This window comes from Candidatus Melainabacteria bacterium (assembly GCA_003963305.1).
GTDB lineage: Bacteria > Cyanobacteriota > Vampirovibrionia > Obscuribacterales > Obscuribacteraceae > PALSA-1081.
Window position 1 is genome coordinate 348,439 of record RXJR01000004.1, and the last position, 16,986, is coordinate 365,424.

At 50.3% G+C, this 16,986-nt stretch carries 14 protein-coding genes; 6 read left to right on the top strand and 8 right to left on the bottom strand.

The genetic code is table 11. The features are described 5' to 3' along the window. Positions 1-54: 54 nt before the first annotated feature. The 4 genes from EKK48_05780 to uvrA all read right to left on the bottom strand — a co-directional run bounded on the left by EKK48_05780 (position 55) and on the right by uvrA (position 5,663). The gene (locus EKK48_05780) at positions 55-1,440 is read right to left on the bottom strand and encodes a hypothetical protein (protein ID RTL44757.1); all 1,386 of its coding nucleotides are present in this window, start codon (positions 1,438-1,440) and stop codon (positions 55-57) included. A 392-nt stretch (positions 1,441-1,832) separates the two neighbouring features. Beyond that, on the bottom strand, positions 1,833-2,075 hold the full coding sequence (locus EKK48_05785; protein RTL44758.1) for a ferrous iron transport protein A: 243 nt from the start codon (positions 2,073-2,075) through the stop codon (positions 1,833-1,835). A 38-nt stretch (positions 2,076-2,113) separates the two neighbouring features. Further along, positions 2,114-2,647, bottom strand: a complete 534-nt coding sequence (locus tag EKK48_05790; GenBank protein ID RTL45003.1) for a transcriptional repressor — start codon at positions 2,645-2,647, stop codon at positions 2,114-2,116. Positions 2,648-2,756: 109 nt separating this feature from the next. Next, positions 2,757-5,663 (bottom strand): excinuclease ABC subunit UvrA, encoded by a 2,907-nt coding sequence (uvrA, locus tag EKK48_05795; protein RTL44759.1) that lies wholly within the window; start codon positions 5,661-5,663, stop codon positions 2,757-2,759. Positions 5,664-6,057: 394 nt separating this feature from the next. On the opposite strand from uvrA, the gene EKK48_05800 reads away from it, so the two are divergent. After that, a complete protein-coding gene (locus EKK48_05800; protein RTL44760.1) occupies positions 6,058-7,713 on the top strand; it encodes a hypothetical protein in 1,656 nt (551 codons plus the stop codon). A gap of 54 nt (positions 7,714-7,767) precedes the next feature. On the opposite strand, the gene EKK48_05805 is transcribed toward EKK48_05800, so the two are convergent. Together EKK48_05805 and EKK48_05810 are read right to left on the bottom strand one after the other, a co-directional pair. Continuing rightward, positions 7,768-9,051: a serine/threonine protein kinase gene (locus tag EKK48_05805; protein ID RTL44761.1), complete on the bottom strand. Its 1,284-nt coding sequence runs from the start codon at positions 9,049-9,051 to the stop codon at positions 7,768-7,770. Between the two features lie 189 nt (positions 9,052-9,240). Further along, on the bottom strand, positions 9,241-10,506 hold the full coding sequence (locus EKK48_05810) for a DUF445 family protein (GenBank protein RTL44762.1): 1,266 nt from the start codon (positions 10,504-10,506) through the stop codon (positions 9,241-9,243). A gap of 253 nt (positions 10,507-10,759) precedes the next feature. Between EKK48_05810 and EKK48_05815 the strand changes: the two genes are divergently transcribed. From EKK48_05815 to EKK48_05835, 5 genes are all read left to right on the top strand, one after another. After that, positions 10,760-11,659, top strand: a complete 900-nt coding sequence (locus tag EKK48_05815) for a tetratricopeptide repeat protein (protein RTL44763.1) — start codon at positions 10,760-10,762, stop codon at positions 11,657-11,659. Positions 11,660-11,667: 8 nt separating this feature from the next. Then, positions 11,668-12,489 (top strand): tetratricopeptide repeat protein, encoded by an 822-nt coding sequence (locus EKK48_05820; protein ID RTL44764.1) that lies wholly within the window; start codon positions 11,668-11,670, stop codon positions 12,487-12,489. Positions 12,490-12,796: 307 nt separating this feature from the next. Then, positions 12,797-13,951 carry a cell division protein FtsZ gene (ftsZ, locus tag EKK48_05825; GenBank protein RTL44765.1) on the top strand — a complete coding sequence of 385 codons (1,155 nt, stop codon included), beginning with the start codon at positions 12,797-12,799 and terminating at the stop codon, positions 13,949-13,951. Between the two features lie 186 nt (positions 13,952-14,137). Further along, a complete protein-coding gene (gene mtnA / locus EKK48_05830; GenBank protein ID RTL44766.1) occupies positions 14,138-15,238 on the top strand; it encodes an S-methyl-5-thioribose-1-phosphate isomerase in 1,101 nt (366 codons plus the stop codon). Between the two features lie 59 nt (positions 15,239-15,297). Beyond that, a complete protein-coding gene (locus EKK48_05835) occupies positions 15,298-15,792 on the top strand; it encodes a hypothetical protein (GenBank protein RTL44767.1) in 495 nt (164 codons plus the stop codon). Between the two features lie 85 nt (positions 15,793-15,877). Here the strand turns inward: EKK48_05835 and EKK48_05840 are convergent, their stop codons facing one another. Next, a complete protein-coding gene (locus EKK48_05840; protein RTL44768.1) occupies positions 15,878-16,306 on the bottom strand; it encodes a hypothetical protein in 429 nt (142 codons plus the stop codon). A gap of 29 nt (positions 16,307-16,335) precedes the next feature. Then, entirely contained in the window at positions 16,336-16,788 is a 453-nt protein-coding gene (locus tag EKK48_05845) for a hypothetical protein (protein RTL44769.1), read from the bottom strand. Between the last annotated feature and the right edge of the window lie 198 nt (positions 16,789-16,986).

Sequence of the window (16,986 nt, forward strand, 5' to 3'; positions counted from 1 at the left end):
CTCGAGGCGCGTTGGCCGAAGTTTGTTCGATGCCGGTTAAGGCGAGATGCCGAATTAGCGCCCGTCTATGCGCTTTTTAGCCATACTCAAGCTGAAGCCGAACCGCACCGCCGATGATGTCATCTCGGGAGGCAAGATACTGGCTTCGACATTAGCGCGCGGATCATTGCGCAAAAGCTCGTAGACAAACTCTTTGTCGGTCCTGAACTGCTGGTCTTCGACATAGAAGGCACCACAGAACTGTCCTTTGTACACATAACCGAGGCAGGTTGCCGAATTAGATGGAAGCGTTATAGCCAAACAGGCGGTATTGCCTTTGCTTTCGAACCAGCCGCAAATGTAGTCCATATAAGCGCGTGCATCATAGTCGTCGTTGCGTTGCACCGGGTAACCAAGGAAGAGCGCAGACATGGCGAGAGTGACATTCTCGGGCAAATCGTACATTTTGACATCGGTGTCGGGCACTTCGAGGTCGGCCAGCATATTTTGCAAAGACTGCTCGGTAGGCTGAGTATCAGGCATAGACTTGCAACCGTAGATGCAGCCGACAGCGCGTCCGCGATAAAGCAACATGGCAGAACGAGAAAGTTTGCTCTCACAGGCAGCTTTGACACAGCCGGTGCGCATGCCGCCTTCCAGATTGGTTATAAGCCACTCGACATCGTAGTCTACGATTTTGAACTCTTCCAGAGAGTCTTTATCAATTGGTGGCAAAATCAAATCGGTGGCGCGCTTCAAATGAAACTTACGCGGGGTTGATGCCCAGACTCCAAAAGCCCTTTCTGCTTCGGCTTCTTGCTCGAGTTGTATGGCCTGGTTGGAGGGGATTGAGATCAGTCGGTTCGGTACAGGATCAGATGCTGGCGGCGCGTTAGCCGGATACGGCATGGCCTGGTTCAGCCCTCCCCCGCGAGGTTGAGGAGGCGCCTGTGCTGCTGCTGGTCTGTTCGGCGGCGCTGGCGGGTTGGACTCGACCGGCAGGGTCTTCACTGATGTAGCCGGGTAATTCTTGTACATGCCGTCATCAGGGCGCGTCGAAGGAGGCACGATCACGTTACCTTGCTGATGAGGCGGAATAGTCTGCGATTGTTGCTCAACCGAAGCTCTGGGAGCGGGCTCCTCATTTTGCTGTGGCGGCGCTGGTGCAGCTACGTCTATCTCATCAAGATGCTCTTCCCAGCGGACATTTGGCGTAGCAGCGAGTTTGCTTACATTGTTGGAGAAACGAGCAGAAAGCAAAATGCGATGGTTATGAACGCATACGAACTGAGCCAAGATCTCTTCACCCGTCCGCAGCAAAGCTTGTGTGGGCAAAAAACCAGGAAGATTGTCTTTCGGGATAATGACTGCGTAGCCGCCAGGTTCATCTTTAACGACCTTGCAGACAACATTTTGACCAGCTTTATATCCCGATAATTTCCAGGGATTCAACGGACTCATCGAGAACCCTTATGTTTACCTCTTAGTGACCGTTTTAGCGTAGCTGAAACTCTCATTCTCACCTTTATCTTACAGGAAACAACTTGCTCCACACAGCTTTCCAGGCTTGTGCAAGTGTCCTGCTGGATATAGAAGCACCAGCCCACTGTTCTCTCTGTACCACATTTGCACTAGAATTCTCGCTGCAGCAGCTTGAATTTGCCGGAGTCGCTTCAACACAGCTACTGTTGTCATTTTTAAGCGTTTTATGACAGGCCAGACAGCTGCCTTTGCATTGCGCGTCGATGTCCAACCAGGTGTTGCAACGAGGACAATGCATACCCGTACTTTGCCCTGATGATGGGCTTAACGGGCATTTGCAGTGGGGGCAGATCAGGCGGTTTTGCAGCATCTCATTTCTTGCTCTTGCCTTCCAAATCACTGTGGGAGACTTCAATGAAATTGGCTAACTGTCTGCCTATAGCAATCTCGAGTTGATTCTTCGAAATTATTATCGGACCGCCCGGAATATTTTTTTGGACTTGAATACGCGACCCTTCGCCAATGCCGAAACGGAGCGCCTGATAGGTTATATCGTCACTTGTGGTTCGCTCGACGATGAACCATTGACCATCTTTTGCTTCGCTTAAAGTCAAAATGACACCTCAAAAAAAACTACGTGAACTTTCTCTAATCAAGTTGATGTTTTTCCGGCCGAACGACCGGAAGTTTTTCGACTTTCGCCAACTGGGCGGCTCATTGGCTGTAATACGGGCTTTTTCTGCTCCCGGCAGGTTGGACAGAGCCCGAAGATCTTGAACTGCGCATCTATTACTTCGAAGTTGTGACGAGCGCCAATTTTCTGCCCTGCTTCCTCCAGGAAGTGATCTTCGAACTCGAGAGTCATATTGCAACCAATGCAAATGATGTGCTGATGCGGCAATGTGTCTTGCTTGAGTTCGTAATGTTTATGACCTTCAGCAAAGTCGAGTTCTCTCAACAACCCGAGCGATGAAAGCAGCTTCAGCGTTCGGTAAGCTGTAGCCAGACTGACATTCGAGCCTAACTCGAGCAGCTTGGCGTGTAATTCCTCTGCTGAAAGGTGGTTGCCGTGCGGCAAGTCGCGAAAGATCTGCAAAATGGTTTCGCGTTGCGCCGTGATGCGGTGCCCACGTTTGCGCAATGAATCGAAAACGGGATCAGAGGTGTTCTGTCCGTCTGCTTGCATCGCCTTGACGTCGCTCGGGTCAGTCACAAAAGCTCCTGGCTATGTGGAAACAGAGGGTGCCGCATACATCATAAAACACGAACGGAGCCATAACAACCTGAGTCACCGTTTATACCAGGGCTTTGTTCAAATTAAGACATTCGCGCAAAAACTGTCCTGTATGCGATTCTTTGACAGCAGCCAGTTGCTCCGGTGTTCCCTCGGCGACGATGGTTCCGCCCCTGTCGCCGCCTTCCGGACCGAGGTCGATAATCCAGTCTGCCTGCTTAATGACGTCTAAATTGTGCTCAATGATCAAAACAGTGTTGCCTCCGTCAACCAATCGATTGAGAACATGCAAGAGTTTGTCTACATCAGCAAAGGACAATCCCGTTGTCGGCTCGTCCAGAATGAAGATAGTCTTTCCGGTCGACCGTCTCGATAACTGCTCAGCCAGTTTGACACGCTGCGCTTCGCCACCAGATAAGGTGGTAGCCGATTGCCCCAACTTAATGTAGTTGAGACCGACTTCTTGCATGGTCGTCAGCTTGGACTCAGCTTTCGGCACATTCTCGAAAAAGACGAGTGCATCTTCCACGGTCATCTCGAGCACGTCACCAATAGATTTGCCTTTGAACTTAACCTCCAGAGTCTCGCGATTGTATCGGGCGCCCTTGCAGACATCGCAGGTAACAAAAACAGACGGCAGAAAGTTCATCTCGATCTCATTCATGCCTTCGCCGCGACAGGCTTCGCAACGCCCACCCTTGACGTTGAATGAAAATCGTCCGGGCAGATAGCCGCGCGCCTTGGCCTCATTGGTGAGCGAGAAGATGTCGCGCACGACGTCGAACAAACCAGTGTATGTAGCGGGATTGGATCGAGGTGTGCGACCAATCGGAGACTGATCGATATCGATCACTTTATCGAGATTTTCGATGCCTGTGACGCTGGTGACGCCTTTCGGCATCGGCACCGGGCTGCCCAGGGCGTGCCTGAGATATTGATAAAGCAAATCGTTTACAAAACTGGATTTACCGGAGCCACTGACCCCGGTAACAGCAACAAATTTATTGAGCGGTATGGTGACGCTGACATCTTTCAAATTGTTCAGCTTGGCACCTGTAACCTTCAAATAGTGACCATTTCCAGGGCGTCGCTTCTTCGGCACCTCGATTGATTTACGCCCGGACAGATAAGCACCGGTCGAGGAATTCTTCGATTTACAGATATCATCTATGGTGCCTTCGGCGACCAGGTGACCGCCATGAACGCCGGCACCAGGTCCGATATCAATCAACCAGTCAGCCATGCGCATAGTGTCTTCATCATGCTCTACGACAAGCAGAGTATTACCCAGATCGCGAAGCTTCTTCAAAGTGTGAATGAGCCGATTATTATCACGCTGATGCAACCCGACCGAAGGTTCGTCCAGTACGTAAAGAACACCGGAGAGACCTGAGCCGATTTGAGTGGCCAGCCTGATACGCTGCGCCTCGCCACCAGATAAGGTATTAGCCTGTCGCTCCAGAGTCAGATAATCAAGCCCGACATCAGACAGAAACTTCAATCGAGAGGTAATCTCAATCAACACCTGATGCGCTATTGTCTGCTGGCGCGCGGTCAATTGCTCGGGCAAGTTCTCAAAGAACTGCAATGCCTTAACGACAGAAAGTGCACACACCTGAGCAATAGATAGACCACCGGTTCGGATAGCCAGACTCTCAGGCTTCAAGCGAGTGCCTGAGCAAGATTTACAGGGCATCTGGGTCATAAAATTTTCAATATCGGCGCGAGCCCGATCCGAATTTGTTTCGTCGTGTCGGCGTGTCAAGTTCGGTATCAAACCTTCAAACGGTTTCTTGTACTCCCAGAATTCCCGCCCATCATAAGAATCATGGGCAAGCTTGATTTTTTCCTCGCCGGAGCCATAAAGAATGACTTTCTGAGCTGCTTTCGGCAAACTCTCAAAAGGTACATTCATTTTAAACTTGTAGTGTTTGGCGAGCGAAGTGAGAATCTGCTCGTAATATGGATTGCCGGTCTTAGCCCAGGGATAAATAGCCCCTTCCTGCAGTGACTTCTTCGGATCAGGCACGACCAGTGAGGGATCTACTTCAAACACCGACCCCAGTCCGTGGCAGTCAGGACAAGCACCATAGGGGCTATTGAAAGAGAAAATTCGAGGGGAAATTTCGGCAAAACTGATATTGCAATTAGCGCAGGCAAATTTCTCAGAGAACAGCAACTCCTTTTTTTCACTGGCGGCAGCATCAACCAGATCGACCAGAACATTCGACTTGCCCCATTTCAAACCGAGCGAAAGACTGTCTGCCAGCCGCGATTGAATGCTTGGCTTGACGACGATGCGGTCGATAACCAGCTCGATTGTATGCTTCTTTTGCTTGTCGAGTTCTATGTCGTCTTCCAGGGCATGCACAACACCGTCGATGCGAACGCGCACAAAACCTTCTTTGCGCAAATCTTGAAAAAGCGACTGATACTCGCCCTTGCGACCGGATATAAGCGGTGCAAGAATCTGAATTTTTGTCCCCTCAGGCAAAGCCATAACACCATCAACAATCTGATCGATGGTTTGCGGATTGATCAGGCGATCGCACTGCGGGCAGTGTGGAGTACCGCATCTTGCATAGAGCAAACGCAGGTAGTCATAGATTTCCGTAACGGTGCCGACTGTAGAGCGAGGATTGTGACTGGTTGATTTTTGATCGATGGAAATTGCCGGACTCAGTCCTTCGATGGCATCAACATCAGGCTTGTCCAGCTGACCGAGAAACTGTCGCGCATAGGCTGAAAGTGACTCTACGTAACGCCTTTGCCCCTCGGCAAAAATCGTATCAAAAGCCAGTGACGATTTGCCGGAGCCACTAACTCCGGTGACAACGACGAGCTTGTTTCGCGGAATACTGATGTCTATATTTTTGAGATTGTGCTGGCGCGCACCACGCACCACAATTGCATCTTCGTTGACAGAATTTTTGCGTCCATTTTTAGAGCCGTTTTTTTCGCCTGCCATTATTTCCTTTTTCGAGCGTAAAAACGCTCAGACGAGACCACCGAAAATAAGCCGCCCAAGATTAATAAGAAATCTTCGGGTCGGAAGTCACAGCTTGCTCAGAGCTTTGCATCCTCGCTAAATATATCGCGATTCCAAGCGTTCTTACACGCTTTTCAGAAAAGCTTTTACATCTCAATCGGCATGGCGTCGACTCTTTACAGAAAGCTGGAGTAGACGGGCGGCTATTTTATCTGCCAATGGTTTAGCAGGTATCCCGGCTCGGGTAGATATCCTATAGGAAGCTGTCGCCATACCCCTGATATGTCTACTGGCTGGCGTCCAGACGACGGCGTGCACGGGATACAACCGTGCTCACCTTTCATGGCAACTGTTGGGATCCGGGAGAACTAAAATGTCGCAAAAAGACAGCTCTTCGAAGATTAAAGCTCAACCCGGTGCACCGGGCACAGGCAAGAGAGCGGGCAGCACCAAGTACAAGATGCAGGCAGCGCAGCTGGCCCAGGAAGCAGCCAAAATCGCAGCCCAGCAAGAGGCCCAGGCTAAGGCTCAGAAAGAAGCGGCTGCGCGAGGTGAGTCACAATCTGAAGACACGGTGCGTGGTCTGTGGAAGAGTCGAGTGCTGGCTTCTTACAAGAGCAAAGGAGCCAAAGATTCAAATACGCTTCTCGCCAAAATCTCAGACGGCAAGGCTGCTCTGGAAGTAGGTGACAGGCACAAGAGCGCAAATGTTCAAGAAGTGATGGTCTCTACCGTCGACAAGATGTTCGACGTATTCCAAAATTGCGCCTACGAATTCAATAAAATTGCCGCCGGCACGGAGCTTGAAATCAACTGGATCAGGCCTTTCCTATCGAAAGAAGTGACAGCCAACTGGCAGCAGCAAGAACACGCCAATCTGATCTTCAGCGGACGGGTCTCAACGCGTCGCTGGACTATGGTAGTCAAAGGCACTGTCGAAGAGGTCGTAGTTTTCATACTACCGGCTGACAAGTTAATCGGCTTCGCGCTCAGCGCCAATAACTTCAAGCCCTATTTCACGATGATTCCGATTAGCGAGAATCTAGATGTTCGCTGGCAGATCGAAGAGCACATCATGCCGCCTGAACTATTCCACAACATCTATAAGGAGCTCTTTAACGGACTGATTCGATTTGCGCGAGAAGAAGCACATCCAGACGAGGTTTTTACGCTCCGACAGATCGGCATCGAGATACCTACAGAAAACGAACAGGCCAAAAAAGAAGAAGAGATAGCCCGCCAGAAAGCTTACCAGGATGCATTTTTCCAGGATATGCGTTCTAGAGACGATTTTCAGACAAAACAAGTGCCTGAATTTGCTAAACCAGAGTTACCAAGGCAACTGCCAACTCCTGGAGCACAGGGCGTAGGCTCAGGCAGCTCGAGCGGATGGAAACAAGTACCAGACAGCGCTGCCCACAATGCCGACAATGCGCGATTAATGGCGGAGCGCAATCGTCCGATTCAGCCAATCACACCTGAAGCGGCACCAAAACCGCAGCCGGTCATACCGCAACAGGCGCCGCCTCTCCCTCAGATGCACCCGCAGCCTCAACCGCAACCGCACATGTCCAGTACGATGACCCCGCAGTGGCCCTCCTTGCAGCAGCAGCCCGTCGCACCACAGCCGCCTCTGCCGCAGGTCCAGCCTTCAGCACCGGTCGCGCCTCAGCCGATGATGCCGCAGGTGCCACCTGTGGTGCCATCCCCGCCTAAATTCCCTCAGCCTCAATATCCACAGGCGATGCAGTTTCCTCAACAGCAGCCTCCGCAAGCACCACCATATCAGCAGCCGGCGCCACCGCCGCAGCCGGTTCGACCAGCGACCTTCCCTGAAGCTCTCTCCGCTTTGCTTGGGACACTCGATCAGGAGCTTGAGGTTGTTGCCAAAGCAGGCTCAGATGCATTTGCGCAACGCGATCTGGCTCGAGCCGATGCCGCACTAAAATTCTCAGGACGGTTGAGCGAGTTCCGCACGCTGGCTCGAGAACTCTGGGAATACTACGGCGGCGGAAGCAAGCCCCAGTAACCTGTCAGTTAGAATCGCCAATCAGAATAACTGCAATTACAGAAAATGAGCGAATTATCGCCTTGAACTGCCGCGCTCCTTCGGTTCCGAAAGTGGCGCCAGCCCGGGCGGACGCTGAATTTCTGAGGAGCGCTGCAGTTGGTAGGTCTGCATACCCTGCTGGGTTTTGTTTATAGTGTCACGATAGCGCATCCAGCCATAGCCGACGGCAAAGAAAAGCACCGCTATTAGTGTCACGGTGAGGAGCATGTTCTTAATTTCAGAGCGCTGTTCCTGCTTGATTGCCGTCGCTCGAAGAGCGCGCGCGTTTTTAGGCTGCTGCACTGCTGCAATTCCGGAATAAGACCTTTCCATCTTCAATGGTCGTGAAACAGACTTTTCTATATCATCACGCAGTTCAGCCATGGTCTGATAGCGAGTGTCCGGTTCCTTGGCAAGAGCACGCAAAACGATGGCATCGACTTTAGCGGGCAAGTTCAAGTCTGGTCTAACCTCCGACAACGGACGCGGCGGTGAACTGATTTGCTGCGTCATCGTGTCGACGTAGTTCCTGCCGAGAAACGGAACTTGCCCTGTGAGAGCTTCGTACATAACCACACCAATCGAATAGATGTCAGATCTGGCATCAAGAGGTGCACCCATACACTGTTCAGGACTCATGTAGATAGGACTGCCCCAGACTTCGCCCAATCGCGTCAGACGTTGAGCTTCTTCTTCGAAACGAGCAATACCGAAATCGACGACCTTGACGAAGTCGTTCTGCCCATTGAACTTGCACAGCATGATATTGCCCGGTTTGAGGTCTCGGTGTATAACGCCGCAGCGATGGGCGTGATCGACCGCGCCGCAAACTTGAGAGAAAATGTCGCGGAACTTTTCTACGGCAAGCGGACCCTGATATTTCAATACATCAGCCAGGTTAACCCCAGTCAGATAATCCATGACGAAATAAGGCTGCCCGCGCACAGTGGTGCCGTAATCGTGAACCTGCACGATGCGCGGATGATTGAGTTTGCTTAAAAGTTCAGCTTCTCGCTGAAATCGCTTGACGATCAACTCGTCGTTCAGACCCTGCGTACGCAATGTCTTAAGGGCGACAATGCGCGGGTTTTTACCCATTGCTTTGGCTTTATAGACGACGCTCATGCCGCCGTGACCAAGCACTGACAAAACATAATAACGATTGGCAACGCGTGCGCCGACCAACAAATCTTTCGCATCAGGGGGAATGAAAACGCGATATCGAGGCAAACGACCACTTGCCATTGGCACAGGACGCACGGCCGGTGTTACCAATACTGGTCTAGCAAGAAGCCGCTTTAGTTGCCGGGTTTTCATCCTTAACCTTCGCTGTCTAATCAAATATTACTTCAAAATATGCAATTGACCAGGCCAAATTAAGCAACTGGTACTGCGGGAGACTGACCTCCTTGATTCAGGCGTCGCACCGTTGCACCATATTTGATACCAACAAGCGACCACACAGCGATAAACCCAGATCAGTTTTTCACGCCGTTCTTGAATACTCTATGGCACGCAGGCGTTGATCACGATCTGAATGAGCCCCATACCAAGCCCGATTCCACCACCAAACCACTCAAGCAAAATCAACTCGCGCGCACAAATTTCCTTGACCAGATTCTCCAGTTGCTGAGCTGTAAACTGATCGATTTTGCGCGCAATCAAAGAGTGAATACCAAGTGCTGGAATTGCTTGCCCGAGGAGTTCTCCAAGCTCACGCTTCAAATATGAATAAGCAAAAGTAGCAATATCTTGCTTGGCTCTTTTCAGCCAGATTTCCGGAATAGATTCGGGATTGAAACGCACAATCGCCGATCGAACAGTGCCCATCGCCTCGACTTCGACACGTTTTACCGACTCGATCAAATCAACCTTGTGCTCGACAATGAATGTCTCTACAAAGCTAATCAGATCTTGTTTGAAACGAGCGATCGTTTGCAAAGGCAGGGAACGCATATCAAAGTTGGCTATCTGCACGGCGATTTGATCTCTTATCCCGAAGCGCTTGATCAAATCATTGATGATTTTTTGCGACTCTTCCGGTTCTTTCTCCAGAAATGTACGCCACTCGTAACAGACCCTCTTAACGCCGATGATGCGAGCAAGAATTTTATAAGGACCGCTGGCGTGAGCTTGAATAGATTCATCTACAGCATTGATATTCTGTGGGCTGAGCACCGCAACGAGCACGTTTCTTACTTTCGTCGGTGTTAAAAATGCTTCGATAATGTAAGCAGCCAGTTCGTTGGCCTGATCAAGGCTGATGCGAGTGCTGAGGATGACCTGATCGAAAATCTTTTCGGTGATCGCGGCCACCTTTTGTTCTCGTCCCTGCTCAACACTTTCAATTGTTGATTCAACCAGGTGTTGAAGCAACGTGGGACTGAGTTCAGCCAGATCTGAAGCCAATCTATGCAATTTAGAAGTATCTCTGAATTCTTTGAGCACCGAGTCGACAAACATATCGACCGAGGTGTAGATATTTTGCTCAGTAACAAGATTTTCCGCTTGAACTTTGATATCGGTGGTCGTCAAAAGCTTGCTTGTCACAGTAGAAGCCACTGACTCGGCGAGCTTACTGCGCCGCTTTGGAAAAATTCCCGGCGTCAGAGGCAGCTGATAAGATCCGATCATGATCGGATTATATGGTCTGAAGAGAGCAGCAATAGCCATTCTCGTCGCAAACCAACCGTGAAACGAATAGACCAGCGGTGGAAAAAGAACTTTCCAAAAAATTACTTGTGGATTGGCGAATAGGGCTTCCAGACTCATTTGGGTCTATATCCAAAAATTACGCGGCTGAGCTGTGTGATAGATGACAACCTGGTAAGAACGAATAACGCGCGTGTTTCATAAAAGCAGTTTACTAGGATATCAACTTAAGATGGTTTTATTTTGACACTCTTTCGGAAGAATTGCCCGAATCGATGCCACGATAAGTGTTTAACCGTTGTCTTTGAGCAACTTAAATTGGCTTACTAATATATGGGCGCTTTAAGCTGTGCAGCTCTCATATAATGACTTCGTGTCAAATCGTTTTCAATCATCACTGCCCATAATCGCATCATTGCTGCTCACTGTCTTGAGTGGTGCCTGTGCCCCGCGGTCTGCGCAGGCAGCGCCGCTTGGCAATTTTGCCAATTTGATGCAGGCAGGCAAAACTTTCAGCAATCAAAAGGCATATTCTCAGGCGATCTCATACTTTCAGCAGGCTGTAGAAGCCAAGCCTGACAGCCCCGAAGCACGCTTAGAACTGGGCAAAGCTCTCTCACGCGCAGGCGACCAGGATAGAGCCCTTTCGGCTTTGTTTGAATCTCTCAAACTCAACCCCAAAAATGCCGAGACGCGAGCCGAGATAGCGGTGATTCTGATGAAACGCGGCAACTGGGATGAAGCGGGCGGGCAGCTAAAACAGGTACTTGATATGGTGCCTGCTGATAATGATGTGCGCGGCAACTACGCTATTTGCCTGGAACAGCTAGGATATATCGATGCCGCTGCTGAACAATTCAGCATCATTGTCAAAGCGCAGCCTAAAAGCGTTGAGGCAATCTACAACCTGGCCGTAGCCTTGCAACTGAAAGGCGATACGGATCAAGCAGCCGATGCATATAAAAGAACTATCGCACTGGCACCAAATCACTCCCTTGCTTATATGGGACTTGGTAAATGTTTTTTGGCCAGGAAAGATTACAAAAATGCTGCTTTAATTGAAAAGCGTGCTATTCAGTTGTTTCCAAATAACCACTGGGCTTATCTGGCTCTGGGCGATGCTTATAACGGGCTGGGGCAGAAAGGAGATTCTCTGGAGGCATATCGCAAGGCTATTCAAATCAGCCCAAAAGACCCAGCCTGTCGTGCAGTTTTAACCAATCTGCTCAAACAAAAAACCGCTTCTTTACCAAGCGCGTTTACAACGAGGTAGTGTTCGAAATGAAATTAGATCCGGTAAGAGCGTTGTTAGCAACTCTGCTTGTGATTGCAGCTGCATCACCAGGCGTGATGGCAAGCAAAGAACAAGACGAGAACGATATACAAAACGCCATCATTCGCTTCAAGGCAGGCATCGCAGCCAACCCAAATAATCCCCAAACCAGATTGAGCCTGGGGCGCGCATACTTGACCTCAGGCGACATCGCCGGTGCAGAAGAGCAGTTTAAAGCGGCAATCAAACTGAGCCCCGAGAACTCAGAAGGTTACATGGGTCTGGCCCGCACTCTGATTCGCAAGAATGACGTCAAAGGGTCGCTCGAAGCTCTGAACAAAGCTGTCAAACTGGACCCTGAAAATTCAGATGTGCACTATAAGCTCGGCCAGGTGCTAAACAGAGCGCAACAAACAGAAGAATCAATTGCAGAATTCAGGCAAGCGATTAAATTAAACGCGCAAAACGCGGCAGCCCATCGCGATCTTGGTGCCACACTGGGAATGAAAGGTGACCTAGACGGTCAGATAGTAGAAGAGAAAAAGGCACTGGCTCTGGCACCAAACGACTCAGACGCCCTCTTCTATATAGGCACTGCATATGCGATGAAGGGAGACCATGATAATGCCCTGCTCAATTTGCAACGGAGTGTTGAGCTGGACAAGAAAAATCCTGAAGCATTTAGAATTTTAGCTGGGGTAACTGCCTCGAGCGGAAAATTCCCGGAAGCGCTCAAATATGCACAGACCGCTTGCGATCTGGCGCCCGACAACAAGCAGTGCAAAACAACACTCGAAAAGATCAAAGCCGCCTCCGATAAGGCTAAGTAGCTTGGGTCAACAAAATCTTATATGCGTGCGCAGGGCTTTATGGGGTAGCTTTTGGCACTGCCTGTCTTGGTACTGGCAACTATTCCAAGTAATCATGGGCTGGCTTTATTACTGTAAAAAGCTTAAAGACATAAGGCCTTTAGTACCTTGCAAATAAGGTAGATACGCTCTAACATTACCGGAACGGTGACAAATGGATTACTTGTCGCAAGCGAAATATCGCTTCGTTAAGCGCTTTTACAAGCGAGTCCAATTTACATCGATTGTATATACAACCACTTAAAGACCTACACGAGGTTCACGAGCTGTGCTTGACCGATCGGAACAAACCGACAAGAACAACAGATTGGAAGTCAAAGCCAACATCAAGGTAATTGGTGTGGGCGGCGCAGGCTCCAATGCTACTAACAGAATGATCGCCGCAGGGTTGAATGGAGTTGAGTTCTGGTCTTGCAATACAGACGCTCAAGCCCTCGACCTGGCTGCAGCGAAAAATCGCTTGCAAATCGGAAGCAAGCTGACTCGGGGACTCGGAGCCGGTGGCAATCCCAGCGTCGGCACCAAAGCAGCAGAAGAAAGCCGCGAAGAGATAGCTGCAGCATTACAAGGTGCTGACATGGTCTTCATCGCAGCGGGCATGGGCGGTGGCACCGGCACTGGTGCGGCGCCAATCGTTGCTGAAGTTGCCAAAGAGCAAGGCGCTCTGACAGTTGGAGTCGTCTCCAGACCGTTCCTCTTTGAGGGCAAGCGTCGTAGCAATCAAGCAGACGCCGGCATCAACGAAATCAAATCACGAGTCGATACGCTCATCGTCATTCCAAACCAGCGTTTGCTGGAGGTTGTCGACCATCGCGCTTCGATGCAGGAAGCTTTCGTTGAAGCAGACAAAGTCTTGATGCAAGGTGTGCAGGGTATCTCAGACATCATCACCGTGCCTGGATTGATCAACGTCGACTTCGCCGACGTCAAAGCAGTTATGCAGACAGCAGGCTCCGCTTTGATGGGCGTGGGCCGAGCAACGGGCGAAGGCAGAGCAGTAGAAGCAGCTCGCAATGCCATCAACAGCCCATTGCTCGAAACCACCATCGATGGTGCGTCCGGTGTAATCTTCAGCGTCACTGGCGGACCAGACCTGACATTGCATGAAGTTCAGGAAGCAGCAAACGTAATCTACTCCGCAGTCTCTGACGATGCCAACATCATCTTCGGTGCTGTTCTCGACGACAGACTGCACGGTGAAGTGTTGATCACGGTCATTGCCACAGGATTCGACATGGTTTCACAACAGCCACCCTATCCCACGCATGCCAGAACCACACCTCCTGTAGTGCGCCAGCAGATTCAGCCAGAGCGCCCACAGCCTGCACCTCAAGCAAACACAAACGGAAAGGATGAAATCAAAAAGATCGCCAGCGATCTTCTCGATATTCCTGAGTTTTTGAGAGCAAGAGGTCCTAAGTAGACCGGACCGAAAAATCAATTTGATGGCGCTGTAAGCAAATGCTGACAGCGCCATTATCTTTAAGCAGCTTGCTCACAAGCTTACAGTCGGGGTATCTTAGGGTGCTGTAGCATTTGTGCCTGATGCGTCTGGGCCTTATCGCTGATTTGATGATTTACTGGTCCGGTAGTTTGCCTGAGGGAGTTTATGACTGTCGATTCGACCCAACAGCTTGATATCGGCGTTCTGCCGCTCGTTCTCGAAGGCGATCGAGTGCTGCTCGTTGATCAGCGACACTTGCCGTACAAGTTTGAGATGTTTGACGCTACTTCTTTAGATGACATGTGCTTTGCCATCACAGACATGGTCGTCAGAGGGGCCCCCTCTATAGGAGTGGCTGCTGCATTTGGACTGGCCATGGAGGCTATGCGGCTCTCAGCAAACCACTCCATCGACAAAAAGACATTTCTAAAGCACTTGAATGAAGCCAGGGTGCGTTTACAAGCGACGAGACCGACAGCGGTCAACTTACGCTGGGCCACAGAAAAACTCTATCTCGAAGTGGAGCGATACGGAAATACCAATCTCGACGCTGACGCTCGTGCCATGGCAGAAAGAGCGATGGACTGCGCCAGACGAATCTTAGACGAGCACATCGAAACCAATCGCATTCTCAGTGAATTCGGAGCGGAGCTGGTTCCCCGCGACGCCTCAATCATGACGCACTGCAACGCAGGGTCACTCGCCGCTTGCGGTTGGGGCACCGCTCTTGGTGTCATCCGCTCAGCCGCACTGAAAGGGCTCAATCCTGCTGTCTATGTCGACGAAACCCGGCCACGCAATCAGGGCTCTAAACTGACTATCTGGGAACTTCATCAAGACAAAATTCCAGCCACCCTGGTTTGCGATTCTATGTCAGGTCATCTAATGGCAGACGGCAAAGTGCAGATGGTAGTAACTGGCGCCGATCGCATTGCCGCAAATGGCGATTCGGCCAATAAAATCGGCACCTATAATCTGGCCGTGGTGGCAAACTATCACAATGTACCTTTCTACATAGCAGCGCCAGTATCGACAATCGATCCTCACATTCAGACGGGCAAGAGTATCCCGATTGAAGAACGCCACGAATCAGAGATCACAAGCTTTGGAGGCGTACAAACAAGCATGGATGGCGTTAAGGTGTACAACCCGGCTTTCGACGTCACACCAGCCAAACTTATAGCCGGCATAATTACCGAATGTGGCGTACTGCGCCCTCCTTACGAAGAGTCGATTGCCAATGCTTTGCGACAGAAGGAAAGTTAGTCTGCATCGAAACCAACGATGCGTTAAACTGAAATTGTCTTCACCGGAAGGATCTGAATATGGGAAAACTTGAGCAGGGCAATCTGTTAGTGCTGGCGGCGGTCGTTATCGCTTCAGTGACAAGCAATATCTCAGCCATCGCAGCACCGGCACCAGCTGCGGCACCACTAAAAACAAAGACTGGTGCTGAAGTGACAAAAGATAAGGGCGGGTTGGTCTCGACCACGACTGAAAGTAAGACCCCGTCTTATAATCCTAAAGCGTTGCACCGACTGGACTTCAAAGTTACCGGTAAGAGTTGCGCGGTTTGTTTGCTTGGCATACAGAAGCGCATCAGCAGTGTGCCGGGTTCAATCAAAGCAGCCGTGCAACTGCAGGCTCCATACGCTGCAGTAGTACTCTACGATGCCAGCAAAACCAACCAGAAAGCGCTGTTGGACAAAGCCCAGGAAACAGTTCCAGAAGTCAAATTTGTCTCAATCGAAGACACTGCAATTGCGAAAGTGCCAACGGTTCTCGTGCCGAAAATAGGCGATGAAGTGCTAGATCATTAGTTGGAAGCACAGGCCGGGTCAGGATTTACATACTGCGTAAAACGACCAGCTCAAGTGGCAGGCATCTTCGTCTAACTTTTTTTGCCTAAGGCAATTCACCAACGATTGGTTCGGTTGCAATGGCGTTGAAAGCGACTTGTGAATTTCCTACCAGCGGCACGGGCACAGGCAGTGTACAAGTGATTGTGGTTTTACACGTAACCATGCCTGCTGAAAGATAGGTAGGAGCACCGCTCGGGTCAAAGGGTGCCTTCTTCAGCAAATTGGAATCATGCTGATTCATGTATACGCCTTTGGCCGCATTGACAGCTTTCACATCCCCCTGTGGATACTCGGCGGCAGCGCGGGCACAAGCTTTCGCCAGTTTGTCGTTCTCCGTTTGCACAACGACCATAGCTGCCACATCCACTAGAAAGAGTACGATTGGTATAAGGAGAATGAGACCTGCAGCAGTCTCCACGATGCTGCTACCTTTCTGTTTTCGTTCTTGACCCAGTCGTCCTTGAACCAACATCTACGTTATCCCTCTTTCGCTTCTAAAATCTATTTGATGCCTTTCTCTTCTTGCGGTCGCTCCGCTGAATAGGCAAAATTCACTGGTTGATTCATACCCTGTATCTTCATAAAAAATGGAATCGGTAGAAACGGTTGAACAGTAACTACGGTTGAAACCGTGCATGAAATCGGGTTGCCGTTTGCGTCGTTAGTAAATGTGGGCGAATTGACTACAGCGCTTTTGCCGGCACCGATGAACTTGGCCAGACCGGTGGCAGCCCAAGCTGTAGTCGCTGAGTCAGCAGCCGCAGTCGCATTGCTAGGCTCGCGACAGGCGACTTCCCGAACGACGAGGTGATTGCAATACCAACCAGCCGCATAAGCCAAACTCAAATAGAGCAAGTCCAACATCGGAATGAGAATGACGATGAAAATAACAACTAAAGCAGGAGCTAATTCGACGGTACCAGAACCGCCCTTTTTGTTCCGATAAAACTTCATGTGCACTCCATCGAATTGAGACCTTCGACAAACAGGTTACCGGTTTGTGAACCACAACCTCAAGAGCCGTAAGACGCAGGGGTCTGTGAAGAAATCTAAAGGTAATCTCATTATACCCACGCCCTAGTGGGTTAAGCGCCACCTCTGTCATGGATTGCAAATTTCACCCGGGTAAACCAAGTTTGCAAGGGGCTAGAA